Annotated in this window: 29 protein-coding genes and 1 pseudogene; 15 read left to right on the forward strand and 15 right to left on the reverse strand. The window is 64.4% G+C overall.

Annotation, left to right across the window (positions count from 1 at the left end):
• The first annotated feature begins 77 nt into the window (after positions 1–77).
• Positions 78–770, forward strand: coding sequence for a glutathione S-transferase family protein (locus AC0L2O_RS06195; RefSeq protein ID WP_473369076.1), 693 nt, complete (start codon positions 78–80; stop codon positions 768–770).
• A 131-nt stretch (positions 771–901) separates the two neighbouring features.
• Here the strand turns inward: AC0L2O_RS06195 and AC0L2O_RS06200 are convergent, their stop codons facing one another.
• Both AC0L2O_RS06200 and AC0L2O_RS06205 read right to left on the reverse strand, forming a co-directional pair.
• On the reverse strand, positions 902–1,336 hold the full coding sequence (locus tag AC0L2O_RS06200) for a hypothetical protein (RefSeq protein WP_473369077.1): 435 nt from the start codon (positions 1,334–1,336) through the stop codon (positions 902–904).
• A gap of 197 nt (positions 1,337–1,533) precedes the next feature.
• The gene (locus tag AC0L2O_RS06205; RefSeq protein ID WP_473369078.1) at positions 1,534–1,875 is read right to left on the reverse strand and encodes a hypothetical protein; all 342 of its coding nucleotides are present in this window, start codon (positions 1,873–1,875) and stop codon (positions 1,534–1,536) included.
• Between AC0L2O_RS06205 and AC0L2O_RS06210 the strand changes: the two genes are divergently transcribed.
• On the forward strand, positions 1,870–2,130 hold the full coding sequence (locus tag AC0L2O_RS06210; protein WP_473369079.1) for a hypothetical protein: 261 nt from the start codon (positions 1,870–1,872) through the stop codon (positions 2,128–2,130). The two genes, AC0L2O_RS06205 and AC0L2O_RS06210, sit on opposite strands and share 6 nt — an antisense overlap.
• 78 nt (positions 2,131–2,208) lie before the next feature.
• Here AC0L2O_RS06210 and AC0L2O_RS06215 read toward each other — a convergent pair whose 3' ends face one another.
• Complete coding sequence (locus AC0L2O_RS06215; protein WP_473369080.1) at positions 2,209–2,694, reverse strand: J domain-containing protein; 486 nt, start codon at positions 2,692–2,694, stop codon at positions 2,209–2,211.
• Positions 2,695–2,804: 110 nt separating this feature from the next.
• On the opposite strand from AC0L2O_RS06215, the gene AC0L2O_RS06220 reads away from it, so the two are divergent.
• The 3 genes from AC0L2O_RS06220 (at position 2,805) to AC0L2O_RS06230 (ending at position 4,686) form a co-directional block, all read left to right on the forward strand.
• Complete coding sequence (locus AC0L2O_RS06220) at positions 2,805–3,572, forward strand: SDR family NAD(P)-dependent oxidoreductase (RefSeq protein ID WP_473369081.1); 768 nt, start codon at positions 2,805–2,807, stop codon at positions 3,570–3,572.
• Positions 3,573–3,805: 233 nt separating this feature from the next.
• Positions 3,806–4,054 (forward strand): helix-turn-helix domain-containing protein, encoded by a 249-nt coding sequence (locus AC0L2O_RS06225; RefSeq protein ID WP_473369082.1) that lies wholly within the window; start codon positions 3,806–3,808, stop codon positions 4,052–4,054.
• A gap of 122 nt (positions 4,055–4,176) precedes the next feature.
• Entirely contained in the window at positions 4,177–4,686 is a 510-nt protein-coding gene (locus AC0L2O_RS06230) for a collagen-like protein (RefSeq protein WP_473369083.1), read from the forward strand.
• A gap of 3 nt (positions 4,687–4,689) precedes the next feature.
• Here AC0L2O_RS06230 and AC0L2O_RS06235 read toward each other — a convergent pair whose 3' ends face one another.
• Both AC0L2O_RS06235 and AC0L2O_RS06240 read right to left on the reverse strand, forming a co-directional pair.
• Positions 4,690–4,905, reverse strand: coding sequence for a hypothetical protein (locus AC0L2O_RS06235; RefSeq protein WP_369721671.1), 216 nt, complete (start codon positions 4,903–4,905; stop codon positions 4,690–4,692).
• Between the two features lie 98 nt (positions 4,906–5,003).
• Complete coding sequence (locus AC0L2O_RS06240; protein ID WP_369721670.1) at positions 5,004–5,270, reverse strand: DUF2277 domain-containing protein; 267 nt, start codon at positions 5,268–5,270, stop codon at positions 5,004–5,006.
• A 122-nt stretch (positions 5,271–5,392) separates the two neighbouring features.
• Between AC0L2O_RS06240 and AC0L2O_RS06245 the strand changes: the two are divergent.
• The 3 genes and pseudogenes from AC0L2O_RS06245 (at position 5,393) to AC0L2O_RS06255 (ending at position 7,657) form a co-directional block, all read left to right on the forward strand.
• Positions 5,393–6,470: pseudogene (locus AC0L2O_RS06245) on the forward strand (alpha/beta fold hydrolase).
• Between the two features lie 159 nt (positions 6,471–6,629).
• Entirely contained in the window at positions 6,630–6,983 is a 354-nt protein-coding gene (locus tag AC0L2O_RS06250; protein ID WP_369721668.1) for a hypothetical protein, read from the forward strand.
• 71 nt (positions 6,984–7,054) lie between these two features.
• On the forward strand, positions 7,055–7,657 hold the full coding sequence (locus AC0L2O_RS06255; RefSeq protein ID WP_473369084.1) for an MSMEG_1061 family FMN-dependent PPOX-type flavoprotein: 603 nt from the start codon (positions 7,055–7,057) through the stop codon (positions 7,655–7,657).
• Positions 7,658–7,725: 68 nt separating this feature from the next.
• Here AC0L2O_RS06255 and bfr read toward each other — a convergent pair whose 3' ends face one another.
• The 3 genes from bfr to AC0L2O_RS06270 all read right to left on the reverse strand — a co-directional run bounded on the left by bfr (position 7,726) and on the right by AC0L2O_RS06270 (position 9,075).
• Complete coding sequence (bfr, locus tag AC0L2O_RS06260) at positions 7,726–8,214, reverse strand: bacterioferritin (RefSeq protein WP_369721666.1); 489 nt, start codon at positions 8,212–8,214, stop codon at positions 7,726–7,728.
• Positions 8,215–8,350: 136 nt separating this feature from the next.
• Complete coding sequence (locus AC0L2O_RS06265; protein ID WP_409192799.1) at positions 8,351–8,623, reverse strand: (2Fe-2S)-binding protein; 273 nt, start codon at positions 8,621–8,623, stop codon at positions 8,351–8,353.
• Positions 8,624–8,784: 161 nt separating this feature from the next.
• Positions 8,785–9,075, reverse strand: a complete 291-nt coding sequence (locus AC0L2O_RS06270) for a hypothetical protein (RefSeq protein WP_369721665.1) — start codon at positions 9,073–9,075, stop codon at positions 8,785–8,787.
• A 137-nt stretch (positions 9,076–9,212) separates the two neighbouring features.
• On the opposite strand from AC0L2O_RS06270, the gene AC0L2O_RS06275 reads away from it, so the two are divergent.
• Both AC0L2O_RS06275 and AC0L2O_RS06280 read left to right on the forward strand, forming a co-directional pair.
• Positions 9,213–9,551, forward strand: coding sequence for a hypothetical protein (locus AC0L2O_RS06275; protein ID WP_473369085.1), 339 nt, complete (start codon positions 9,213–9,215; stop codon positions 9,549–9,551).
• Positions 9,552–9,774: 223 nt separating this feature from the next.
• Entirely contained in the window at positions 9,775–10,059 is a 285-nt protein-coding gene (locus AC0L2O_RS06280; RefSeq protein WP_200512390.1) for a hypothetical protein, read from the forward strand.
• An 83-nt stretch (positions 10,060–10,142) separates the two neighbouring features.
• On the opposite strand, the gene AC0L2O_RS06285 is transcribed toward AC0L2O_RS06280, so the two are convergent.
• Positions 10,143–11,369, reverse strand: coding sequence for a lytic murein transglycosylase (locus AC0L2O_RS06285; RefSeq protein ID WP_473369086.1), 1,227 nt, complete (start codon positions 11,367–11,369; stop codon positions 10,143–10,145).
• A 7-nt stretch (positions 11,370–11,376) separates the two neighbouring features.
• A complete protein-coding gene (ettA, locus tag AC0L2O_RS06290; RefSeq protein WP_473369260.1) occupies positions 11,377–13,026 on the reverse strand; it encodes an energy-dependent translational throttle protein EttA in 1,650 nt (549 codons plus the stop codon).
• Between the two features lie 232 nt (positions 13,027–13,258).
• On the opposite strand from ettA, the gene AC0L2O_RS06295 reads away from it, so the two are divergent.
• Together AC0L2O_RS06295 and AC0L2O_RS06300 are read left to right on the forward strand one after the other, a co-directional pair.
• Positions 13,259–13,474, forward strand: coding sequence for a hypothetical protein (locus AC0L2O_RS06295; protein ID WP_473369087.1), 216 nt, complete (start codon positions 13,259–13,261; stop codon positions 13,472–13,474).
• 130 nt (positions 13,475–13,604) lie between these two features.
• Positions 13,605–14,567 carry a D-2-hydroxyacid dehydrogenase family protein gene (locus AC0L2O_RS06300; protein ID WP_369721659.1) on the forward strand — a complete coding sequence of 321 codons (963 nt, stop codon included), beginning with the start codon at positions 13,605–13,607 and terminating at the stop codon, positions 14,565–14,567.
• A 4-nt stretch (positions 14,568–14,571) separates the two neighbouring features.
• Here AC0L2O_RS06300 and AC0L2O_RS06305 read toward each other — a convergent pair whose 3' ends face one another.
• Positions 14,572–15,540: an NAD-dependent epimerase/dehydratase family protein gene (locus tag AC0L2O_RS06305; RefSeq protein ID WP_369721658.1), complete on the reverse strand. Its 969-nt coding sequence runs from the start codon at positions 15,538–15,540 to the stop codon at positions 14,572–14,574.
• A 156-nt stretch (positions 15,541–15,696) separates the two neighbouring features.
• Positions 15,697–16,890: a L,D-transpeptidase gene (locus AC0L2O_RS06310; RefSeq protein WP_473369088.1), complete on the reverse strand. Its 1,194-nt coding sequence runs from the start codon at positions 16,888–16,890 to the stop codon at positions 15,697–15,699.
• Positions 16,891–17,257: 367 nt separating this feature from the next.
• On the opposite strand from AC0L2O_RS06310, the gene AC0L2O_RS06315 reads away from it, so the two are divergent.
• A complete protein-coding gene (locus AC0L2O_RS06315) occupies positions 17,258–18,064 on the forward strand; it encodes a hypothetical protein (RefSeq protein ID WP_473369089.1) in 807 nt (268 codons plus the stop codon).
• Positions 18,065–18,067: 3 nt separating this feature from the next.
• Here the strand turns inward: AC0L2O_RS06315 and sseA are convergent, their stop codons facing one another.
• The 3 genes from sseA to AC0L2O_RS06330 all read right to left on the reverse strand — a co-directional run bounded on the left by sseA (position 18,068) and on the right by AC0L2O_RS06330 (position 20,862).
• Complete coding sequence (gene sseA / locus AC0L2O_RS06320) at positions 18,068–18,919, reverse strand: 3-mercaptopyruvate sulfurtransferase (RefSeq protein WP_369721655.1); 852 nt, start codon at positions 18,917–18,919, stop codon at positions 18,068–18,070.
• 224 nt (positions 18,920–19,143) lie between these two features.
• Positions 19,144–19,557, reverse strand: coding sequence for a rhodanese-like domain-containing protein (locus tag AC0L2O_RS06325; RefSeq protein WP_369721654.1), 414 nt, complete (start codon positions 19,555–19,557; stop codon positions 19,144–19,146).
• A gap of 129 nt (positions 19,558–19,686) precedes the next feature.
• Entirely contained in the window at positions 19,687–20,862 is a 1,176-nt protein-coding gene (locus AC0L2O_RS06330) for a vWA domain-containing protein (protein WP_473369090.1), read from the reverse strand.
• A gap of 122 nt (positions 20,863–20,984) precedes the next feature.
• On the opposite strand from AC0L2O_RS06330, the gene AC0L2O_RS06335 reads away from it, so the two are divergent.
• Together AC0L2O_RS06335 and AC0L2O_RS06340 are read left to right on the forward strand one after the other, a co-directional pair.
• Complete coding sequence (locus AC0L2O_RS06335) at positions 20,985–21,230, forward strand: GlsB/YeaQ/YmgE family stress response membrane protein (RefSeq protein ID WP_473369091.1); 246 nt, start codon at positions 20,985–20,987, stop codon at positions 21,228–21,230.
• 85 nt (positions 21,231–21,315) lie between these two features.
• Positions 21,316–22,158: an AAA family ATPase gene (locus tag AC0L2O_RS06340; RefSeq protein ID WP_027529387.1), complete on the forward strand. Its 843-nt coding sequence runs from the start codon at positions 21,316–21,318 to the stop codon at positions 22,156–22,158.
• Positions 22,159–22,633 lie beyond the last annotated feature (475 nt).

Raw genomic sequence — 22,633 nt, forward strand, 5'->3', positions numbered from 1 at the left:
ATCTTTCCGGAAAACCGCGTCACACTTTGCGCCAGCGCGGCCCTTCGGGTCCGGATCATGCGCGTAAGGGAGCAACCATGCTGACCCTCTATTCCTACCCGGAACTGTTCGGCGTCCCCGACAACAATGGCTACGGCCTCAAGGTCTATGCCTTCCTGAAGCTCGCGCGCATGCCCTTCGTGCACGAGCATGTGTTCGATGCCTCGGCCGCGCCGCGCGGGCAGTTGCCCTATATCGTCGACGACGGCGAGACCATCGGCGACAGCGAGACGATCATCGCGCACGCGATCGCGAAATATCATCTCACCATCGATGCCGCGCTGTCACCCGAGCAGCGCCGCACCAATCATCTCGTCACCCGCATGCTGGATGATCTCTACTGGGTGATGTCGTATTCGCGCTGGAAGGACGAGCGCTATTATCCCGCGTTCCGCGACGGCTTCATCGCGCAGCATCCGCAGATCGACGCTGCCGGCTTCGAGAAGGCCAAGGCCTACAATGCGCAGCGTTATCAGTTCCAGGGTATCGGCCGCTACACGCCGGAACAGGCCTACGCGCGGGGGCTTGCCGATTTGCAGGTGCTGGCCGAGATCGTGCCCGCGGCGGCCTTCGTGCACGGCGAGCGGCCGACCAGCTGTGATGCCGGCATCTACGGCTTCATCGCGAATATCCATTACTTTCCGATCCCGACGCCGCTGAAAGCGTTTGTCGAGGCGCACAAGAATCTGGTCGCACATTGCGATCGGATTCATGCGATGGTGAGCGCGTAATCCGCAGGTCTCGTAGGGTGGGCAAAGCGAAGCGTGCCCACCAACTTTTCGTATGCCGCTTGCACCATGGTGGGCACGGCGCTTGCGCGCCTTTGCCCACCCTACGGCACCGAGTCCTCCGGCACCCGCCCCTACCGCATCGTGATCGCAAGCCCGCTCAGATCCGCGTTCGCCATCAAGCCGACCTGCGTGCCGCTCAGCTCCAGCACCGCGCCCTTCTGGTTGGTCAGCACGATGGCGCGGGCGCCGCGGCCGACCGCAAGGCCGGCACCGGCGGCGCCGTAGACGCCGGCGACATCCGAGGGACGGTTGATGTTGGAGACGCGGCCGCGCAGCACGGTCTTGGAGCCGCCGAACACGAGGCCGTAATCGAGCCCGCCGGTGGAGAGCGAATAGGAGCGGCCGCGGAAGCTGAGCACGCCGCCGCCGCCCGAGCCGCCGATGATCCAGCCGGCCTTGTAGATCGTCAGCACCACCGTGCCGCCGTCGGCGCGCGCCGCGGTCGAGAGGCCGGCCAGGGCCGCAATGGCAACGAGCGCGGCGCGCAAGGTGGTAGCGATCTTCATGGGGCGTCTCCGGGGGCTATGGTTCAAGGATGAAATCGAATCAGCTGCGGCAAATCTATCCGATCGATCGCGGCGGCAACATGATCGCGCGGGCGCGAGTCGTAGCGCTCGTCATGCCCGGGCTTGTCCCGCCTGCGCGGCCGAAGCCGCTTCGGCGAGGCGAAGGCCCGGGCATCCACGTTCTTGTGTGCCGTGGATCAAGGCGTGGATGCCGGGACAGGCCCGGCCATGACGGTGCGGATGCCTGGTGCGCCACCGAAAATGCCATCGCGATCATGCCATTCTGCTCCTGTTTTGCCCGACGGAGCAAACGAATATTTTGCTTTTCCCGAACTCAGAAAAAGATCAATGATTTCTGCTTGATGTCTACTGTGCATGGGGTTGTTTTCGTATATTTCGTTGGAGCGACCCTGACGGGCCGCTACGCTCAACCAAGCCGGGCTGACATATCCGTGATCGGCCATGGAGCGGCTTGCAAGCTGTGCAATTTTGACGCACCAGTTTCCTTCTCGCATTCCCATCAGGAGATTTTCATGCATCGCGTTCTCGCCCTTTGTGCCGTTGCCGGCATCGCCTCGTCCGCATTTGCCGTGCCGGCCTCGGCGGCAGCCGGCTATTACGTGATCCGCTGGGACAACACCGGCATCTGCCAGGTCTGGAACGAGGACCTGCGCTACAAGCCGTTGCAGTGGGGCGTGTCGACCTACAAGGTCGTCAGCAAACCGCTGCCGACCTTCACCGCGGCCTCCGATCTCCAGATCAAGCTGCGCGCGGAGCGCCGCTGCACGCTCTGAGCAGGCTCACAGCCGATCGAATTCGAGGGCGGGTTGCGCGAGCGGCCCGCCCTTCATCTTGACGACCACGACGGCCGCTCACGCGTCCTTGTGGACGCCTGGGTGGATGAGGATGTCGCGCGCGGCGGCGAGCTCGATGAAGGCTTGCGCGCTGCCGCCCTGGTCGGGATGCTTGCCCTTGGCAGCGCGGCGATAGGCCTGGTTGATATCATCACAGGTCAGTTGCACGGCGAGCGGCAGGCCGAGCATCCTGCGCGCGCGGTCTTCGCTCGACAGCTTCTTCGGCATGACGTTGCGGCGGCCGAAGCGCGGCGCGGTCAGATCGTGGAGGACCTCGAGGATCACGCCGATCCGGCGCTGAGCGGCCAGGATGATGGTGGGATCGTCGTTGATCACGGCCTGGCGCAGCACGGGCAGCGCCTGGTCGGCGGCCTGCCGCAGCGTCGCCTCGGAGCTGACGCGGGCGATCTCGGCCACGAGCCGGCCCGCCTCGGCCCAATCGGCGGCGTCGGCCGACCGCAGGCGCTCCAGCGCCAGTTTCCAGGATTCAACTCGTTCCATCATGCGCGCAACGTTTAGCAATCAACATCAGTATGCCAAGGCCGCCGTTTCCGACCGCTTAATTTCGAGTTAGCCTTTCATGAAACTTCGAAATGAATCCGGGAGGAAATGTCATGGCCTTGCTCGCAGATCACCTCGCCGTCGTTACGGGCGCCGGTTCCGGCATCGGCCGGGCGATCGCGGCCGGCTACGCGCGCGAGGGCGCGCAAGTGGTGCTACTCGACGTCAACCCCGATACGGTCGCGGAGGCAACCCAGGAGATCCGCAAGGCCGGCGGCAAGGCCGAGAGCTTTGCGCTCGACGTCACCAAACGCGACGATTGCTTTGCGCTGGCCAAGCAGGTCGCCGACAAGGTCGGACAGGTCTCCATCCTGGTCAACAATGCCGGCATCACCCGCCGCAATGCCTTCACCGCCGACATCGAGACGGTCGCGAAGGACTGGAACGACATCATCGCGCTCAATCTCAACGGCGTCTTCAACGTGACGCAGGCCTTCCTCGCCCCGTTGCGCGCAGCCAAGGGCCGCATCGTCAATATCGGCTCGATCCAGTCCTTCATGCATCTGCGCACGCCGAGCTCGGCGGCGTATACGACCTCGAAGCACGGCGTGCTCGGCTTCACCAAGGCGCTCGCGGTCGAGCTCGGCAAGGAGGGCGTGCGCGTCAACGCGATCGGGCCGGGCTTCATCGAGACCAACCTCAACGCCAATGTGCGCGCCACCAATCCGGCGCTGGTGCAGGCCTTCGTCGATCACACCCCGCTCGCGCGGGCGGGCAAGCCGGAGGACATCGTCGGCCCCGCGATCTTCCTCGCGTCCGATCTGTCGGCTTACGTCACCGGCACGATCGTGATGGTCGATGGCGGATATCGGACGGTGTGAGCGCGCGGCGCGACGCCCGGCTGCGGGTTGTGCGATCGGCATCGGTCCGCATCGCCATGCATCCTGTGCCAATCGCGGCGGCGCTGCGGCATTCCCAAGGTCAATTGGTGCGAACACCCGGCAATTAACCTTTCATTAACCAAACCCGCCCACCGTAGATCTACGGCTTGGGGGTCGTTTGTTCTCGATCCGCTTCCAACGATGGAAGCGGGCGTTGATCGGGGAGTATGTTGATGACCACTGTTCATGTCGCGGTGCCCGACCAGGGCGCGCAATTCCTTGCCCCTCACCAGATCGTTCCGCTGCTGATCGGCGCGACCGTCGACGAGGTCGAGCGCGAGCTCGTGCTCCAGACGCTCGCGCGCTGCGACGGCAACCGTACGCGCGCATCGCGCGTGCTCGGCCTGTCGGTGCGCACGCTGCGCAACAAGATCAGGATCTATGCTGCCTCCGGCATCGACGTGCCCGCCTATCACGATTGACGCGCGAGGCCGCGTGCCGCAGCGCCGATTGATGTTGATCACGCCCCGCGGCATGCGCGGGCGGAATTGCTGCTGTCGTCAAACGCCGCTAAGTAGCTTGCGTCCGTAAAGGGAGCAGTGGCGTGGCAGACGATCAGGGACGGCAGGGACCTCCGGGTCCGCGCGGGCGGCAGGGCGAGCCGGGACGGCCGGGGCCGCAGGGTCACCCGGGCAAGCGCGGGCCGGACGGCACGCGCGGCAAGCCCGGACCGCAGGGCAAGCCTGGGCCGGCCGGAAAGGCCGGAGCGCAGGGCAAGGCCGGTCCGCCGGGCGAGGCCGGCCCGCGCGGACCTGCCGGACCGCAGGGCCCCGCCGGGATGCAAGGTCCCGCCGGTCCACAAGGCCCGCGCGGCGAGGCCGGTCCGCCCGGCCAATTGCCCTCGATCGAGCAAGTGCTGCCCTGGCTCGATCAGCTGTTCGACGCCTGGGACGAACGCCGCCGCCAGCGCGAGCAGGAAGCCGCCGAGCGCGCCGCGCTCGAGGCCGCCGTGCATGAGACCGACGAGGCGATCGTCGATGACGACGGCGACGAGAGCGAAGGCGATGAGCACAGGAAAAAGAAGAAAAAGAAAAAGCACGGCCAGAAGGAGTAGCGGTTAGTTCGCCTGATCGTCGCGCCGCGGTAGCATGCCCATGCGCTCGAACTGCCAGCGCATGGCGCGGTACCAGAGATAGCCGACCGCCGCGCCGCACAAAGCGAGGATCACTGCGTTCGCGCTCGAGAACGAGCTGCTCCACCACATCATCCACGCCGTCCACAGCAGCGTGAAGACGATGGCACCTGCTTTCAGCGGAAGAAGGGGGCGGCTCATTCTCGTGCTCCGGGTTGTCAAAACCCCGGTGAGCATCATCGCGCGCCAAGACCGCTGTTTCCGTGAGCCGGATCACGGAGCGGATTGTTGCGGAACAGCTAACCGAAGCGCAGCCGCGAACGCTCCTTGGCCTTTTCCGCCTCGATCTCACGGTCGCGCGCCGGGGCACTGGTGTGCAGCGACGTCAGCAGCTTTCGCGCCGCCTCCGACACCTCCGCCACCGCGCGATCGAACGCGGCCTGGTTGGCCTGCGACGGCCTGCTGAAGCCGGATAGCTTCCGCACAAACTGCAGCGCGCTGGCATGGATCTCATGTTCCGTCGCCGGCGGATCGAAGTTGAACAGCGTCCTGATGTTGCGGCACATGCAGTCTCTCCCGATGTTCCCTCAAAGACGATTGGCTGAGGCGAAATTCTACATCCTCCGGGAAGTTCTGCTAAGGTCCGCGTAACGCGGCCGCCGATCACGAGCCGCATGGGGAGAGACACATGAAACCTTCTTGCGCGGTACTGTCGGCCATACTGCTGTCCATTTCAACGTTGGCCACCTCTGTATCGGTCATGGCCGCTGATTATCCTGCACCGAAGCAGGGCGACTGGGTCGCCAAGGACTTCAAATTCCACACCGGCGAGACGATGTCGGAACTGCGGCTGCACTACACCACCGTTGGCGAGCCGAGCGGCCAGCCCGTGTTGGTACTGCATGGATCGGGGGGCTCGGCCGCGAGCATGCTGTCGGCTAGCTTCGCAGGAGAGCTGTTCGGCGCCGGGACAGCCGCTCGACGCCTCCAAATATTACATCATTATTCCCGACGGCATCGGCCACGGCCGATCGTCAAAACCATCCGACGGGATGAAGACGAGCTTTCCGAAATACGACTATGACGACATGGTCGAGGCGCAATACCGGCTGGTGACGGAAGGTCTCGGCGTCAAGCACCTGCGGCTCGTCATCGGCAATTCGATGGGCGGCATGCACGCCTGGCTATGGGGTGAGAAACATCCGAAGGCCATGGACGCGCTGGTCCCGATGGCCTCGCAGCCGACCGAGATGGCATCGCGCAACTGGATGCTGCGGCGGATCATGCTCGATACCATCCGCAACGATCCCGATTACAACGGCGGCAACTACACCAGCCAGCCGCGCATGATGAAATACGCAATCACCGCCTACGGCATCGCGAGCATCGGCGGAACGTTGGCCTATCAGTCGCAAGCGCCGACGGCGGCGAAGGCCGACAAGACCGTCGACGAGCGGCTTGCGACCCCGATCACGGCCGATGCCAACGACTTCGTCTACCAGTGGGAGGCTTCGCACGATTACAATGCCGCTGATGGGCTGGAGCAGATCGAGGCGTCGCTGCTGCTCATCAACTCCGCCGACGACGAGCGCAACCCGCCCGAGACCGGCGTCACCGACGCTGCGATGAAACGGGTCAAGAACGGGCATCTTTACCTGATCCCTGCGAGCACCGAAACGCGCGGCCACGGCACCACCGGCAACGCGAAATTCTACAGCGAACAGGTCCGGCAGTTGCTGCAAACTGCGCCGCAGCGCACGATGTAAAGACAGCGCGCGCGCCCTCATATCGCAATGCATCATGTGCGGCGCATATTATTTGAGCATGCAATGCGCTGACGGCTCGGGCTTAATTGGAGCAACGATACGAATCGACACGCGACGCGATCTCGCGCCGTTGGCACGAGACGCGGTGAGGAGGATCGCATGCGCAAGCTTGCGCTGTTCGCCCTGCTAGCCGCAATGCCCGCGCTTGCGAGCGCCGCGCTCGCATTCGACAACGGGCAATATGACAACGTCGCGCCTGACATCCGCGCCTGGTTCAAGAGCGTGATGGCGCCGAACGGCGTACCCTGCTGCGACATTTCCGACGGACACCGCACCGACTACGACGTGCGCAACGGGGCCTATTGGGTGCCGATCGAGGGACAATGGATGGCAGTGCCCGACCGCGCCGTCATCCGCGACCGCGGCAACCCGGTCGGCCAGGCCGTCGTATGGTACGTCCACCACCGCGGCGCCATCATCATCAGCTGTTTCGTGCCGGCCGACGCGGTGTAGGCCCGCTCTACTAGTACGCCTCTACAGGGCCGCGGAATGATATCCTCAACCCTTCAATCAGGGAGACCTTCGTGACCGAGATTTGCGCCGAAGACCTCGCCGCCATCTATCCGAAGCCGACCCCGCGCGTGATCGCGAAGGCGAGGCCCGCGATCGATGCGCATGCGAAGAAATTCATCGAGATGTCGCCGTTCTGCGTGCTCGCGACGTCCGGCGCGGACGGCAGCGTCGACGCTTCGCCGCGCGGCGGCAGCGTTGGCTTCGTCCATGTAGCCGGCCCGAACCGGCTGCTGATGCCCGACCGTTCCGGCAACAACCGGATCGACAGCTTTCGGAACGTCGTCGAAGGCTCCGGCTTCGTGCATCTGTTGTTCTTCGTCCCCGGAATCGACGAGACATTGCGCGTCGGCGGACGCGGCACGCTGTCGGCCAACCCGGATCTGCTCGCCTCGATGGTGGAATTCGGCAAGCCGCCGCGCGCGGTGCTGAGCGTCGACGTCAGCGAAGTCTATTTCCACTGCGGCAAGGCGCTGATGCGCTCGAACCTGTGGTCGACGGAGAGGGTGCAGCGCTCGGTGATGCCAAGCATCGCTGAAGTCATCCACGACCAGACCAGCCTTGGTGAGCCGGAACCGCAGGACGTGGTTGAAGCGCGGTACAAGACGCAGCTTTAGCTATCGCAACGATACAAATTATCGTCCCGGGGCGGGCCGGGACGACGCCGGATGTGTGGGGCCGACGCTTAGTGCGCGTCGCCCTCGAGCCCGCCGACATGCTTCTGGGTGTAGAGCTCGAGGCCGATGCGGCCGATCAGATCGAGCTGGGTCTCGAGGAAGTCGATGTGGTGCTCCTCGTCGCTCATCAGCTTCTCGAACAGGTCGCGCGTGACGTAGTCCTTGACGCCGTGGCAGTAGGTCGCCGCTTCCTGGTAGAGCGCCCGCGCGCTCATCTCGGCGGCGAGATCGCACTCGATGATTTCCTTGACGTTCTGGCCGATGCGCAAGGGATCGAGCACCTGCATGTTCGGGAAGCCGTCGAAGAACAGGATCCGCTCGGTGAGCTTGTCGGCATGCTCCATCTCCTCGATGGATTCCTTGCGCCAGACCTTGGACATGTCTCGCAGGCCCCAATTGTCGAGGAAGCGATAGTGCAGCCAGTACTGGTTGATCGCAGTCAGCTCGTGACGCAGGGCCTTGTTGAGGTAGTCGATGACTTTCGCGTCGCCCTGCATGATTCACTCCAGCTTTTTGCGGTTCGATCCGGCCGGCAACCGAATTTAGAAGGCTTCTAAGACAGTTCAGGAACGGGAGCAACCGGCGAACAGGAACGCAGTCCGGGATAAGCTCAAACGGTGATGCGGAGGGCTATCAGCAGGCCGCGAGCGCGAACTGGGCAGGCTCGGCCGACTCATCATTGGCGGCGACGGTGTTGTTGTGCGGGCAGCCGGAGCAGCAGGATTTGGCGCAGGGGCCGAGCGCTTCGTCGATAATGGTTTTGATGGTGCGGGCGCAGCGGCCGCATTCGGCGCTGCAGCCAAGGCATCCATAGATCTGCTTGGCGTGACGCACGGCGTCGTCGGACTCGGCGACGGCGGCGCGGATGTCGTCATCGCTCAGCACGTTACAGGAACAGACGATCATGGAAAGCAGCAGGCCCTTTGGTGATGCGGCAATATCGATATTTAAGGGACCGGCCGGATGCAAAAGGAAAAACCGGAATTTGAAGCTATTCCAAACTGGCCCGGGAGCAGCCTAGAACGGCTCTAAATTCGAGCGTTGCGCTGGATCAAGATTGAAGCAGCCTAGTCGCCGCCAGCGCCGCCCCCACTGTCGCCGCCGCAATCTCCGCCGCCGCTATCGCCAGTCGAGCAGCTGCTGCCGTCCGTCGAGCTCCCCGAACTGTCGCTGGAAAACCAGCTTCCCGGTGAGAAGCCGTCATTCGTCCTGTCCGAATAGCTGTCGCCACCGCCGCGATCGCCCCCGGCCCCTGCGCGCGAGCGCGGACCCCGGTGCTGCAGATGGGTGATCAGGGCATAGCCGATCACGCCGATCGCCCCAGCCGCGATCAGGGCATTGGTCAGGACGCCGTTCATGATCGTCTCCCAGGCTTGAAAACCGCGATTTCTACCCATTGGTCGCAGCCGGCAATTGTGCCGTTCATTGATCATTCAAGCGAAGTATGGAACCTTGGCCGCAACGGTTCCGTGTTGGTGTGTGAAAGGTCGAGCCCATGAAGAAAACGCTCCTGGCAGTCGCCGCCGTCGTCACCCTGGTCCTGACCGCCGGAACGCCGGCCCATGCCCAGCGCGGTGTCGCCGCTGGCGTCGCCGCCGGCATTATCGGCGGCGCCATCGTCGGCGGCGCACTGGCCTCTCCGTACTATTACGGACCAGGTCCCGGCTATGCATATGGTCCGGGCTACAGCCCGGGCTATTACCCGCCCCGCTATTACGCGCCGGACCCCGGCTACGCCGCCGACGAGTATTACGGCGACGGCTGTGTCTGGCAGAAGCAACGCTTCTGGGACGGCTATGCGTGGCGCGTCCGCCGCGTCCGGGTCTGCGGCTGAGACACGCCGGACCGCTTCAGCCGACCGGTTATCACAGGCGCGCCGTTCATCTCGGGGCCTGAAAAAGACCGCTTTTTCTCGTCACAGCTCCCGGTGCGTTTACTGAGGATTGACCATTTGCGCGCTTCCTAGCTGCAAGACCAATTCCATCAGAGTCTGCGTGAACCTTTGAACCCCGGGCGCTTCTAACAAGGTGCGTCCATCTCTCAGGAGAGCCAAGAGCATGAAGAAGACTTTAGTTGCCGCCCTCACGGTTGCGACGATCGCCGGTTCGCTGGTGACCGCCACTCCGTCCGCGCAGGCCCATGACGGCGTCGGTGTCGGTATCGCTGCCGGCCTGCTCGGCGGCGCGATTATCGGCGGCGCCATCGCGTCGAGCCGTCCGGCCTATGGCGGACCGGTGTATGTGGCCGAGCCCGGCCCGCCGCCCCCGCCCTGCTACTGGCAGCGCCAGCGCTATTGGGATGGTTACGGCTGGACCGTCCGCCCGGTTCGCGTTTGCTACTGATCTGATCGTAACGCGCGCGCAAGCGCCGCGATCGAAGCCCGGCCGAGAGCATCGGCCGGGCTTTTTTCTTTTGCGAGGCTTGTTCAGCGCGCGGCCTGGATCGAATGCAGCACCTCCTCGCTCGGCCAACAGTCGACCTTCAGGCCTGCCGACTTCTGATAGGCGCCGAGCGCTGCGCGCGTCTGCATGCCGGCCTTGCCGTCGATCTTGTCCTTGTAGAGCCCGACGCGCGTCAGCCCGCGCTGCATCGCCTCGACGTCCTTGGTCCGCAATTGCTTCGATGCGGACCATGGCGTCGCGAATGGCAGCGGGCTCGTCATGCGGTCGCTGAGATGGCCGACGAACAGCACGTAGAGATCGGAGAAATTGTATTCCTTGATGACGAAGTAGTTCTTCGTGGTCAGGAACGACGGGCCGTAAATGCCTTCCGGCTGCAATAGCGACGCGGGCTGCGCCTGCTCGGCGGCGCTGAGCTTTTGTCCCCGAACCGGCACGAAGCCGTCGCGCAGCCACTGGCCTATTGGCTTCGTCACTTCCGGCACGCCAATCGTGCAATCGACTCTCGCCGGCGCCTGAACCTCGTAAGCCCAGCGTACGCCGCTCTGCCAGCCCTTGTTGACGAGCTGCTGTGCAGCCGAGGCCAGCGCATCCGGCACCGAATGCCAAATGTCGATGCGGCCATCGCCGTCGAAATCGACACCGTGCTTGTAATATTCGGAGGGCAGGAACTGCGTGAGCCCGGTGGCGCCGGCCCAGGACGAGCGCATCTCCTTGCGCGTCACCACGCCCTCGCCGAGAATCTTCAGTGAGAGAATGAACTCGTTGCGATAGGTGTCCTTGCGCCGGCCGACATAGGCCTGCGTCGCCAGCACGCGCACGAGATCATAAGGCAGCGTGTAGCGGCCGTAATCGGTCTCGCGGCCCCAGATCGCGAGCATGACGGGCGCGGGCACGCCGGAGCTTTTCTCGATCTCGGTGAGCGCTGGCCGATATTTCTGCAACAGCCGCTGGCCCTCGACGGCAAGGCGCGCGACCGAGGCTTCCTTGACGTAATCGGCCGGCACCTGCACGAATTCTGCCTGCGACGGCGCACCGGTCGCGGGCCGTCCCGGCAGGAGCAGGTCGGGCAGCTTGTAGTCGGGCTCGAGCCCGCGCGTCTGCTCATCGAAGGTCGCGCGCGACACGCCGGCCGCCTGCGCCTCCGGCCACAGCGAGGCAATGAATTGCGAGAAGGCGACGTCGGCGGCGCGGGCGGGCGACCAGCCGCAGGTGATTGCAACCACCGTAGCAATGAGCGCCCGTCGCATCATGCCGGCATCACCGCGTCAGCTTCTTGTACTTCACGCGGTGCGGAATGATGCTGTCCTGTCCGAGCCGGCGCATCTTGTCGTTTTCGTAATCCTGGAAATTGCCCTCGAACCATTCGACATGGCTGTCGCCCTCGAAGGCGAGGATATGGGTCGCGATGCGGTCGAGGAACCAGCGATCATGGCTGATGATGACGGCGCAGCCGGCAAAATCTTCCAGCGCCTCTTCAAGCGCGCGCAGCGTGTCGACATCGAGGTCGTTGGTCGGCTCGTCGAGCAGCAACACGTTGGCGCCGGATTTCAGCATCTTGGCGAGATGCACGCGGTTGCGCTCACCGCCGGAGAGCGCGCCAACCTTTTTTTGCTGGTCGGCGCCCTTGAAGTTGAAGGCTGAGCAATAGCCGCGCGAGTTCACTTCCTTCTTGCCGAGCAGGATCAGCTCGTTGCCGCCGGAGATCTCCTCCCACACGTTCTTGCTGCCGTCGAGCGCGTCGCGCGATTGGTCGACATAACCGAGATGCACGGTCTCGCCGACCGTGATGGTGCCCTTGTCCGGCTGTTCCTGCTTGGTGATCATCCTGAACAGCGTGGTCTTGCCGGCGCCGTTGGCGCCGATCACGCCGACGATGCCCCCGGGCGGCAGCTTGAAGGTAAGATCGTCGATCAGCAGGCGATCGCCAAAGCCTTTGCTGAGGCCTTCGAAATCGACCACATTGGCACCAAGCCGCTCGGCGACGGGAATGACGATCTGCGCGGTCTGAGTCTGCTTCTCGCTAGCCTGCTTGAGCAGGTCCTCGTAGCGCTGGTAACGCGCCTTGGACTTGGCCTGCCGCGCCTTCGGCGAAGAGGCGACCCATTCCTGTTCGCGGGCGAGCGTCTTCTGATGCGCGGCGTCCTCGCGGCCTTCCTGCTCCAGCCGCTTCTGCTTCTGCACCAGCCAGGATGAGTAATTGCCCTCGTAGGGAATCCCCTTGCCGCGGTCGAGCTCGAGAATCCAGCCTGTGACGTTGTCGAGGAAGTAGCGATCGTGGGTGACGATCAGGATTGCGCCCGGATAATTGCGCAGATGGCCTTCCAGCCACGACACCGACTCGGCGTCGAGATGGTTGGTCGGCTCGTCCAGCAGCAACAGCTCGGGCTGGTCGAGCAGCAGCTTGCATAGCGCGACGCGGCGGCGCTCACCGCCGGAGAGTTTCGTCACGTCGGCATCGTCGGGCGGACAGCGCAGCGCGTCCATGGCCTGGTCGACCTTGCTGTCGAGATCCCAGAGGCCCTGGGCCTCGATCTCGTCCTGCAGCTTGGTCATTTCGTCGGCGGTTTCCTCGGAATAATTCATCGCCAGCTCATTGTAGCGATCGAGGATGGCCTTCTGCTTGGCGACGCCCAGCATGACGTTCTCGCGCACGGACAAGCTGGCGTCGAGATGCGGTTCCTGTTCGAGATAGCCGACGCGGGCGCCCTGAGCGACCCAGGCCTCGCCGTTGTACTCCTTGTCGAGCCCGGCCATGATCTTGAGCAGTGTCGATTTGCCCGAGCCGTTGACGCCGAGCACGCCGATCTTGGCGTCCGGGTAGAAGCTCAGATTGATGTTGTCGAGCAGCTTGCGCGTCGGATAGCTCTTGGTCAGATCCTTCATGAAATAGATGAACTGGCGCGCCATCGGTCCCGAAAACCTTCGATTTGAGGAAATTTGCTTGCCGCCGATGTAGCGATCCCGCCCCCAAAGGGCAATGTTTTCCCTCCGTTCACCACGGATGAATACGGAACGGACACCATCCGGCCCCCGATCCGGACAATTGAAACCATCTTTTAATAAATCAGGCCAAAGCTCGGTTTCGCGCGGAAACAGCGCCACCCGCTCAGAATGAACGGGGAGCACAGCGAGGCCGATCATGGCTCTGACCGAGACCAATTCCATTGCCGTTCCGGGCGAAGCCGGACGCGCCTCCAGGCTCGTCTCGGAGATCAAGGGCTTCTGGAAGCACTTCTTCGCCACGGCCTTCAACCCCTACCGGCCCGAGCTGCACTACATGCGCGGCCCCGGTCCCGCCTGGCGGGCCAAGCACGGCATGAACGCACCGCTCCGGCTGAAGCCCCGCGACCTCTGACTGTTCCCTCCCTGTCGAATTTTTGAAGAGCTGGGCGGCTTGCGCGCTGGGTGATTGCAAGCAACCATGGCCGGGTTCCGACGACGGCGTTCCCGCTTGCGCCGTCCCCTCTCGCCATGGATGAACGCCGATGACGCGGCTGCGCTGTGCAGTTCTCGACGACTATTTCAATCTCGCGCTGAACGTCGCGGACTGGCCAAAGCTCGCCGACCGCCTCGACGTCACCGTCTTCAGCCATCCCTTTGCCTCGGAGCAAGCCGCCGCCAGCGCGCTGGCCGACTTCGACATCGTTTGCGCCATGCGCGAGCGCACCGCCTTCCCGAAGAGCCTGTTCGCGGCCCTCCCGAAGCTGAAGCTGCTGCTGACCTCCGGCATGCGCAACGCCTCGATCGACATGGAGGCCGCGAAGGCGCGCAATGTGGCGATCGGCGGCACGCAATATTCGCGCGACCCCACCGCCCCGCTCGCCATGGGCCTGATCCTGGAACTGACCCGCGGCATCGGCCGCGAAAATGCGCGCATGCATGCCGGCGAGCCCTGGCAGAGCTTTGCCGGCGTTGAGATCGAAGGCCGCACCCTCGGGATCGTCGGGCTCGGCAAGCTCGGCAGCAAGATGGCGGCCATCGCGAAAGCGTTCGGCATGAATGTGATCGCCTGGAGCCCGAACCTGACGCCGGAGAAGTGCAAGGAGGCCGGTGTCGGTTACGCCAGCAAGGAGGACTTGTTCGCCAACGCCGACATCGTCACCATCCACGTGGTGCTGAGCGAACGTTCGCGGGGCCTGGTCGGCCGCGACGATCTCGCGCGGATGAAGCCGACGGCCTTCCTGATCAACACCGCGCGCGGGCCGATCGTGGACGAGCAGGCGCTGCTCGAGGCGTTGCGGCAGAAGAAGATCGCGGGCGCCGGCATCGACGTGTTCTCGGTCGAGCCGCTGCCCACTGATCATCCGTTCCGCAAGCTCGACAATCTGGTGCTGACCCCGCATCTCGGCTACGCGACCGAGGATGGGTTGCGCATGCATTACGGCCAGATGGTCGAGGCGATCGACGCCTGGACCAACGGCGGCGAGCTGCCGCGGCGGCTCGCCTGAGGCCTCAGGCGGCCGAGCGCTGGCTGGCGGGCTGGCTTGCCGCATCGGCAAAGCCATCACGCCAGGAAGCATGCGCCGGCAGCCAGCCGAGCTCGCGCTTGGCCTTGGCGTTGGATGCTCCGCGCACCTCCGTCATCATCGCAACCATATGCTCACCCGCAAGCAGGCGCGCGAGCCAGGCGGGGATATGGCGCGGCGGCTTGGCACCGAGCAGTTCGGCCAGCGCAGGCAGCCAATCCTTCACCTGCGCCGGATGATCGTCGACGATGTTGTAGATGCTGCCCGCGCGTCCGCGTTCAACCGCGGCAAGCGTGGCAGAGGCGGCATCTTCGGTGTGAATGAACGACCACGTTCCGCCACCATCGCCGATCACCGGTACACGCCGGTGGCGCAGCTGATCGATCATGGCCGGCGAGAGCGTGCCGGTCTCAGGTCCATAGAAGAATCCATAGCGCAGCACGATGCCCTCCGGCATCGTGGATGCGGTGACGCTTCGCTCCAGGTACCGGATCGCCTCGAGCGTGCGTCGCAGCTCTTGCGGCGGATGCAGGTCGAGTTCATCGGTCTCGGTCTTCACCGCTCCGCCGGTGCGACTGAAAGTCCAGCCGCAGAAGCTTTGCGCGATGAAGCGCCTGGCGCCCGCTTCGCGTGCGGCGGCGAGCAGAATATCGGTTCCGCGCGTGCGGAGTTCGTTGGTCCGCGCGAAAGCCCGATCGAAATGACGCAGATCGGTGGCGGCTGCGAGATCCGTCATCTGATGGATGACGATTTCGGGCTTTGCCGCAATGACCGCAGCGCGCATGCTATCGGCATCGAGGCCATCGGCGACGACCGGCTCCGCACCCAATCGACGTACGACGTCTCTTTTTGCCTCACTCCGTGTCGTGCCAGTCACGGAATGGCCCGCGGCGACCAGCGCCGGAACCAGATATTGCCCGACCGCGCCGGTCGCGCCCGCAACAAGGATGCGCATCGTGTGCTCCTCAATTCGTTGCAATCCTCCCGGACGTAGTCGAGGTGTGGAGCGGTTCAAGTGAGACCTGCGCGCAAGTGAGACATGCGCGTCAAATGACAACGGCGCGTGACCGAGGTGCACGCGCCGTCATCAGATCAATTCTTGCGAGCCGGTTCAGCGCACCGTGACTGGCGCCGGCAGCGGCGGCACCACGGTCGGCTGGGTGCCCGGGACCGGACCGGCCTGGGCGGCCATCGGAGCGGGACCAGCGGCACCGGGCATCGGCGCGGCGGACGCGGTCGCCGTTCCCGGCGGCGGGCCACCCGGCATCACCACCACGCGGGTGCCGACCTTGACCCGATCGAACAGGTCCGAGACGTCCTCATTCAGCATGCCGATGCAGCCGGAGGAGACGAACTTGCCGATGGTCGAGGGCTGGTTGGTGCCGTGGATGCGGTACACGGTTGAGCCGAGATACATCGCGCGGGCGCCAAGCGGATTGCCGGGGCCTCCCGCCATGAAGCGCGGCAGATAGGGTTGGCGCTCGATCATTTCCGCCGGCGGATGCCAATCGGGCCACTCCGCCTTGCGGGTGATCTTCTGCACGCCGGTCCAGGTGAAACCATCGCGGCCGACGCGAACGCCGTAACGGATCGCCCGGCCATTGCCGAGCACGTAATAGAGATAGGTGTTCGGGGTATCGACGATCAGCGTTCCGGCCGGTTCCTTGGTTGCCAGCGAGACTTCCTGGCGGCGCAGGTTCGGCGGCAGCTGCGCGGGGGCGGCGTCGGGCTGCTCCTCGGGCGGCAACGAGGCGATCGACATCGGACGGCCATCGGCGCCCATGGCGGGCTGCTGCGAGACCGTTCCGGTCTCGCCCGGACCACTGACTGCCTCCGGCGGACGCAGGCCATCGCTGCCGGGCGCCTGACCCGGACGGTCGGCATAGATCACGGCCGGCGGACCGGCGGGACGACCGTAGCGGGGATCATCGGGCGACATCACCGGGCCTTGCGGCGGGGCGGCGGAATAGACCGGCGGAGCGCCAGCCGGACGACCATAACGCGGATCATCCGGCGACATCACCGGGCCCTGCGGCGGGGCAGCGGAATAGACCGGCGGAGCGCCGGCCGGGCGTGCGTAGCGCGGATCGTCGGCCGGGCCGGGCGGCGGCAGCGACGCCTGCGGCATCGCGCCGTCGTCATCTTCCAGCGCGTCGAAATTGGGCGTGCGGTCGCCGGGGCGATATTCGGCCGGGGCACTGTAGCTTGGCGCCTGCTGCACCGGATAGGACTGGGCGTGCACGAGCGAGGTTCCCGCCGCAGCGACTGTTGCGGCAGCGCATATCGTCAGAAAATGTTTGATCATCATCGCTCTTGTATGGTCCCCAGGCCCTATCGGACCGCTGACGGCCAGATGACCGAAGATAGCGGCACATTCAAGACATGACAGGCCGAATTGCGCCGATTTGGCGATTTGTGATGTCAGCGCACACCGTTGCTCCGTTGCATCACGGGGCGAAAATCGCAATTCGCCGTAAATTGCCGGAGTCCTCGACCGTGAATTTTAGGGAGCGGCGCGGAGACGTTGCGATATGGTCGAATCAGCCTGATTCGCCATCGATTTGAGCTCCGGATTTCCGCTTGGCGAATGCGGCGATCAGTACCGTCACCGCGTTCAGATGGCTCATGGGCCCTGGCCACACCCCGCCGGGGCGGAAATTCGTAATCCGTCAATGCTTCCCGGCTTTCGCTTCCTGCTTGCCGCGATCCTGCTGTCAGCCTCCATCCTGGTGTTCGGCTTAGGGGCCGCCGCGCTGCTGCGGGCGACCCATGAGCAATATGTCAGCAACCCGTCCTGGCGGAACGGGCCGCAGGAGCAGGTGTTCGCGCAGGCTCCCGAGCCGGCCCAGCCTGTGCTCGCCGCCCTGCGCGTGGAGCAGGTCGCGCCGGCCGCCGATGACGCCACGCCTGCGATGCGGGACCAGGTCCCGAGCATCGGGATGCCCGCGGTCGAGACCGCGCCCGAGCAGATGGCCGCCGTGACCCTCGATGGCAACGTCCAGCCTGAGCCTCGGGTCGCAGCTCTCGGGGCTGCTGTAGAAGCGGCGCCGCCCGCCACCGAAGCACCAGCCCCCGAGCCAGCCAAGAGCGAGCCGGCCCAGAGCGAGGCTGCGGCTTCCGCGCCCGCCGACACACTCACCCCCGCCGACACGACGGCTTCCATCGCCACGATGACGCCGGCACCGGCAGCCATCGCCTCCGAACTGCCGCGCAGCGCGACAGCGCTGCCGGCATCGCGCGTCGCCGACATCGCAGCGGCCAGGATGGCTGCGCTGAACGAGCTCGCGCCGGCCAAGACCCTTACGCCGAAGGCCAAAGCCGCCGGGACGACGCCCGAGAGCAAGCCGCGTGCGCACAAGCCGAAGAAGCGTCACCGCATCGTGCGGCGCCCGCCGCCTCCGCCGGTACAGCAGGCACTTGATCCCTTCACGCAACAGCCGACGCTCGCCGCGGCGGCGACGACGCGCAAGCGTCAATAGGGTTTACGCCGGCCCGGTTGCGATTTGCGGGCCTTTTTCCTGGCCCCATTCCGACCACGAGCCGTCGTAAAGCGCGGTGTCGGTGATACCCAGTCGATAGAGCGCGAGCGTCAGCACGCCGGCCGAGACGCCGGAGCCGCAGCTGGTCACGATCGGCGCGTCGAGCTTCACGCCTGCGCTCGTGAAGGCGGCGCGCAGATCGTCGAGCGGCTTCATCACCCCGGTGTCGGCATCGAACAGCTGATTGTAAGGCACGTTGCGCGCGCCGGGGATGTGGCCGGAGCGGATGCCCGCGCGCGGCTCGGGCGCGCGGCCTTCAAAGCGGTCGGCGGCGCGCGCGTCGATCACCTGCTCGGCGCGGCTTTCGAGATTGGCGATCAGCTGCTGCATGCTGCGGACGCGCTTTGAATCGTAGCTCGCCTTGAACGTCGCAGGCTTTGGCTTCACCTCGCCACTCGCGAGCGGACGTCCCTCGGCACGCCACTTCTTCAACCCGCCATTGAGGATTCGCACGTTGTCGTGCGCGAAGGCCAGGAACATCCACCATGCGCGGGGTGCTGCGACCCAGCCGCCGGCATCATAGAGCACGACGGTGTCGGCATTCGAGATGCCGAGTTGGCCTGTGTCACGGCCGAATTGCTCGGCGCTCGGATACATGTGCGGCAGCGGATTGGAATGATCCGACACCGCATCGACGTCGAAGAACACGGCACCCGGCAGATGCGCGGCGAGATAGTCGTCCTTCGGCAGCGGCAGCACGCCCGGCAGCTTGAAGGTGGCGTCGAGCACTTTGACGTTAGCGTCGTTGATGTGGGCGGCGAGCCATTCGGTGGAGACGAGGGGATCGGTGGTCATGCGAGGTCTTTCTTGTCATTCCGGGACGAGCGCAACGTGAGCGAGGTTGAAGCAGCGCGCATCCAACTCCGCTGTCATCGCCCGGCCAGTGCGCAATTGCGCACTAGGAGCGGGCGATCCAGTATTCCAGAGGCGATTGTGATTGAGCCGAGAGGCCGCGGCGTACTGGATTCCCCGCTTTCGCGGGGAATGACGCCGGAGATTGGAGCGGCAGCGCAGCACCCTCACCCCTTCTTCTTCGGCTCCCATTGCTCGACTGGCCCGCCGGCATCGCGCCAGGCGGCGTAGCCGCCGGCGATGTGGGCGACGGGTTTCAGGCCCATGTCCTGCGCGGTCTTGGCGGCGAGTGCCGAGCGCAGGCCGCCGGCGCAGTGGAACACGAACTTCTTGTCCTGCTGAAACACCGGCTTGGCATACGGGCTCTGCGGATCGATCCAGAATTCGAGCATGCCGCGGGTGCAGGCGAACGCGCCGGGGATGCGGCCGTCGCGCTCGATCTCGCGGGGATCGCGGATGTCGACAATGACGACGTCGCCGTTCTTCGATATCTCGATCGCGTCCTTGGCGGTGAGCGTCTCGATCTCGGCATTGGCCTCGTCGATCAGCGCCTTGATGCCGCGGCTGATGTTTTGGGGCATGTAGTTCTCCCTCTTGTTGTCATTTCGGGGCGCGCGGAGCGCGAACCCGGAATCTATTTCTCGGCTGATCTTGCGGCCTAATGGATTCCGGGTTCGATGCTTCGCATCGCCCCGGAATGACGGCGCGAGTCAGTGCGTCAATTCCTTCATCGCACCCTCCAACCCCTCGATCGTGATCGGGTACATGCGGTTGGCGAAGATGCGTTTGATGATGGTGGTGGATTCCGAATAGTCCCAGTGCTTCTGGGCGACCGGATTGAGCCACACCGAATGCGGATAGGTGCGGATGATGCGATCGAGCCAGACCGAGCCGGGCTCCTCGTTGACGTGCTCGACCGAGCCGCCGGGCACCATGATCTCGTACGGCGACATCGAGGCGTCGCCGACGAACACGACCTTGTAGTCGTGCGGGTATTTGTGCAGCACGTCCCAGGTCGGCGTGCGGTCGGTGAAGCGGCGCTTGTTCTGCTTCCACACGCCTTCATAGAGGCAGTTGTGGAAGTAGAAATACTCCATGTGCTTGAACTCGGTCTTCGCCGCCGAGAACAATTCCTCGACCTGCTCGATATGCGAATCCATCGAGCCCCCGATGTCGAAGAACACCAGCAGCTTTACCGCGTTGCGCCGTTCAGGGCGCATGTGAACGTCGAGATAGCCGTGATTGGCGGTCTCGCGAATGGTGGTGTCGAGATCGAGCTCGTCCGGCGCGCCGGTGCGCGCGAATTTGCGCAGGCGCCGCAGCGCCACCTTGATGTTGCGGATGCCGAGCTCGACATTGCCGTCGAGATCCTTGAACTCGCGCTTGTCCCACACCTTCACGGCGCGATTGTTGCGGTTCTTCTCCTGGCCGATGCGGACCCCTTCGGGATTGTAGCCGTGGGCGCCGAACGGCGAGGTGCCGGCCGTGCCGATCCATTTCGAGCCGCCTTGGTGCCGGCCCTTCTGCTCCTCGAGCCGCTTTTTCAGGGTCTCCATGAGCTTGTCCCAGCCCATGGCCTCGATCTGCTTCTTCTCTTCCTCGGAGAGGTATTTCTCGGCGAGCTTCTTCAGCCACTCCTCGGGGATCTCCGCCTTTTCCATGGCGTCGAGCAGGCTTTCCAGCCCCTTGAACACCGTGCCGAAGACGCGGTCGAACTTGTCGAGGTTGCGCTCGTCCTTCACCAGCGAGGTGCGCGACAGATAGTAGAAATTCTCGACCGAATAGTCCGACAGATCAGCGTCGAGCGCCTCCATCAGCGTGAGGTATTCGCGCAGCGTCACGGGGACCTGCGCATCGCGCAGAGAGGTGAAGAATTGCAGGAACATGGATGACAGATTGCCCGTCGGATGACGGACGTCAAGGGGCGGAGATGCCGCTTGCGCGCTGGACCGGGAGGCTTTTTGCTCTAGAATTGGCGCCTCACGGGGTTGTCTTGGGGACGTTTACAATGGGAATTCTCGCAGCACTCATCATTGGTGCGATCGCCGGCTGGCTTGCCGGCAAAATTGTCCACGGCGCGGGATTTGGCCTGCTCGGCAATATCGTGGTGGGCATCATCGGCGCGCTGGTCGCAGGCTGGGTGCTGCCACAGCTTGGCGTCGCGCTGGCCACGGGGACGCTCGGCTCGATCCTGGACGCCACCATCGGCGCGGTGATTGTGCTCGTCATCCTTTCGCTGATAAAACGGGTCTGAAAGCCTGACCGAACCAGGAACGGCCGCCTCGCGCGGCCGTTCCTTTTGTCGGACCGCGACAGCGGCCGACCAACAAGGACGCGCGATGAAATTTACCGGCACCAAGGACTATGTTGCGACCGACGATCTCAAGGTCGCCGTCAACGCCTCGATCGTGCTGGAGCGTCCGCTGCTCATCAAGGGCGAGCCCGGCACCGGCAAGACGGTGCTGGCTGAGGAAGTGGCGAAGGCGCTGAACGCGCCGCTGCTGACCTGGCACATCAAGTCCACCACCAAGGCGCAGCAGGGCCTCTACGAATATGACGCGGTGTCGCGCCTGCGCGACAGCCAGCTCGGCGATGCGCGTGTGTCCGACATCAAGAACTACATCAAGCGCGGCAAGCTCTGGGACGCCTTCGCCGCCGAGCAGCGTCCGGTGCTCTTGATCGACGAGATCGACAAAGCCGACATCGAATTCCCGAACGATTTGCTGCTCGAACTCGATCGCATGGAATTCCATGTCTACGAGACCGGCGAGACCATCAAGGCCAAGCAGCGCCCGATCATGATGATCACCTCCAACAACGAGAAGGAGCTGCCGGACGCCTTCCTGCGCCGCTGCTTCTTCCACTACATCAAGTTCCCCGACGCCGACACCATGGGCCGCATCGTCGACGTCCACTTCCCCGGCATCAAGAAGCGCCTGGTGGAGGAAGCCCTGCGCATCTTCTTCGAGGTGCGCGAAGTCCCCGGCCTGAAGAAGAAGCCATCGACCTCCGAGCTGCTCGACTGGCTGAAGCTGCTGCTCAACGAAGACATGAGCGTGGAGCAGCTCCGCGAACGCGACCCGCGCAAGCTGATCCCGCCGCTGCACGGCGCGCTGCTCAAGAACGAGCAGGACGTGCATCTGTTCGAGCGGCTGGCGTTTTTGAGCCGGCGGGAAGTTTAGAGTCACTGCCTTCCTGCGTCGGCGCGCTGCCGCCGCTCCGATCACCGCCGTCATTCCCCGCGAAAGCGGGGAATCCAGTACGCCGCGGCCTCTCGGTTCAATCACAACCGCCTCTGGAATACTGGATCGCCCGCCTTCGCGGGCGATGACGGTGAGAGTATGGTGCGAGCCTCCCTCCACCTCGTCATTGCGAGCGCAGCGAAGCAATCCAGAGTCTTTCCGTGGAGGGACTCTGGATTGCTTCGCTGCGCTCGCAATGACGGAGCAAGGGGCAACTGCATCAATCACCAACTTGCATTTCAGTCGCAGACACGCCTTCGCATCCTCGCGGCGCATTCCGCCCGAGCTATGCTCTCTCCTTCACACCCCCCAAAAAAGAGGGCGCAGGGAAGGCCGGGTGCCGGCTGGCACCCACGGTCCGCTGTGCGCAAATAGCGCAAAAGGACTGCACAGCGGCATACAGGTGAAGCCAAAC

Source organism: Bradyrhizobium sp. Kon10 (assembly GCF_055807395.1).

What these genes read in the sequence shown, in the direction of transcription:
- AC0L2O_RS06195 (WP_473369076.1), top strand. Translation starts at nt 78, where the DNA reads ATGCTGACCCTCTATTCCTACCCGGAACTGTTCGGCGTCCCCGACAAC.
- AC0L2O_RS06200 (WP_473369077.1), bottom strand. Translation starts at nt 1,336, where the DNA reads ATGAAGATCGCTACCACCTTGCGCGCCGCGCTCGTTGCCATTGCGGCC.
- AC0L2O_RS06210 (WP_473369079.1), top strand. Translation starts at nt 1,870, where the DNA reads ATGCATCGCGTTCTCGCCCTTTGTGCCGTTGCCGGCATCGCCTCGTCC.
- AC0L2O_RS06205 (WP_473369078.1), bottom strand. Translation starts at nt 1,875, where the DNA reads ATGCATGAAAATCTCCTGATGGGAATGCGAGAAGGAAACTGGTGCGTC.
- AC0L2O_RS06215 (WP_473369080.1), bottom strand. Translation starts at nt 2,694, where the DNA reads ATGATGGAACGAGTTGAATCCTGGAAACTGGCGCTGGAGCGCCTGCGG.
- AC0L2O_RS06220 (WP_473369081.1), top strand. Translation starts at nt 2,805, where the DNA reads ATGGCCTTGCTCGCAGATCACCTCGCCGTCGTTACGGGCGCCGGTTCC.
- AC0L2O_RS06225 (WP_473369082.1), top strand. Translation starts at nt 3,806, where the DNA reads ATGACCACTGTTCATGTCGCGGTGCCCGACCAGGGCGCGCAATTCCTT.
- AC0L2O_RS06235 (WP_369721671.1), bottom strand. Translation starts at nt 4,905, where the DNA reads ATGAGCCGCCCCCTTCTTCCGCTGAAAGCAGGTGCCATCGTCTTCACG.
- AC0L2O_RS06240 (WP_369721670.1), bottom strand. Translation starts at nt 5,270, where the DNA reads ATGTGCCGCAACATCAGGACGCTGTTCAACTTCGATCCGCCGGCGACG.
- AC0L2O_RS06250 (WP_369721668.1), top strand. Translation starts at nt 6,630, where the DNA reads ATGCGCAAGCTTGCGCTGTTCGCCCTGCTAGCCGCAATGCCCGCGCTT.
- bfr (WP_369721666.1), bottom strand. Translation starts at nt 8,214, where the DNA reads ATGCAGGGCGACGCGAAAGTCATCGACTACCTCAACAAGGCCCTGCGT.
- AC0L2O_RS06265 (WP_409192799.1), bottom strand. Translation starts at nt 8,623, where the DNA reads ATGATCGTCTGTTCCTGTAACGTGCTGAGCGATGACGACATCCGCGCC.
- AC0L2O_RS06270 (WP_369721665.1), bottom strand. Translation starts at nt 9,075, where the DNA reads ATGAACGGCGTCCTGACCAATGCCCTGATCGCGGCTGGGGCGATCGGC.
- AC0L2O_RS06275 (WP_473369085.1), top strand. Translation starts at nt 9,213, where the DNA reads ATGAAGAAAACGCTCCTGGCAGTCGCCGCCGTCGTCACCCTGGTCCTG.
- AC0L2O_RS06280 (WP_200512390.1), top strand. Translation starts at nt 9,775, where the DNA reads ATGAAGAAGACTTTAGTTGCCGCCCTCACGGTTGCGACGATCGCCGGT.
- AC0L2O_RS06285 (WP_473369086.1), bottom strand. Translation starts at nt 11,369, where the DNA reads ATGATGCGACGGGCGCTCATTGCTACGGTGGTTGCAATCACCTGCGGC.
- ettA (WP_473369260.1), bottom strand. Translation starts at nt 13,026, where the DNA reads ATGGCGCGCCAGTTCATCTATTTCATGAAGGATCTGACCAAGAGCTAT.
- AC0L2O_RS06295 (WP_473369087.1), top strand. Translation starts at nt 13,259, where the DNA reads ATGGCTCTGACCGAGACCAATTCCATTGCCGTTCCGGGCGAAGCCGGA.
- AC0L2O_RS06300 (WP_369721659.1), top strand. Translation starts at nt 13,605, where the DNA reads ATGACGCGGCTGCGCTGTGCAGTTCTCGACGACTATTTCAATCTCGCG.
- AC0L2O_RS06305 (WP_369721658.1), bottom strand. Translation starts at nt 15,540, where the DNA reads ATGCGCATCCTTGTTGCGGGCGCGACCGGCGCGGTCGGGCAATATCTG.
- AC0L2O_RS06310 (WP_473369088.1), bottom strand. Translation starts at nt 16,890, where the DNA reads ATGATCAAACATTTTCTGACGATATGCGCTGCCGCAACAGTCGCTGCG.
- AC0L2O_RS06315 (WP_473369089.1), top strand. Translation starts at nt 17,258, where the DNA reads ATGCTTCCCGGCTTTCGCTTCCTGCTTGCCGCGATCCTGCTGTCAGCC.
- sseA (WP_369721655.1), bottom strand. Translation starts at nt 18,919, where the DNA reads ATGACCACCGATCCCCTCGTCTCCACCGAATGGCTCGCCGCCCACATC.
- AC0L2O_RS06325 (WP_369721654.1), bottom strand. Translation starts at nt 19,557, where the DNA reads ATGCCCCAAAACATCAGCCGCGGCATCAAGGCGCTGATCGACGAGGCC.
- AC0L2O_RS06330 (WP_473369090.1), bottom strand. Translation starts at nt 20,862, where the DNA reads ATGTTCCTGCAATTCTTCACCTCTCTGCGCGATGCGCAGGTCCCCGTG.
- AC0L2O_RS06335 (WP_473369091.1), top strand. Translation starts at nt 20,985, where the DNA reads ATGGGAATTCTCGCAGCACTCATCATTGGTGCGATCGCCGGCTGGCTT.
- AC0L2O_RS06340 (WP_027529387.1), top strand. Translation starts at nt 21,316, where the DNA reads ATGAAATTTACCGGCACCAAGGACTATGTTGCGACCGACGATCTCAAG.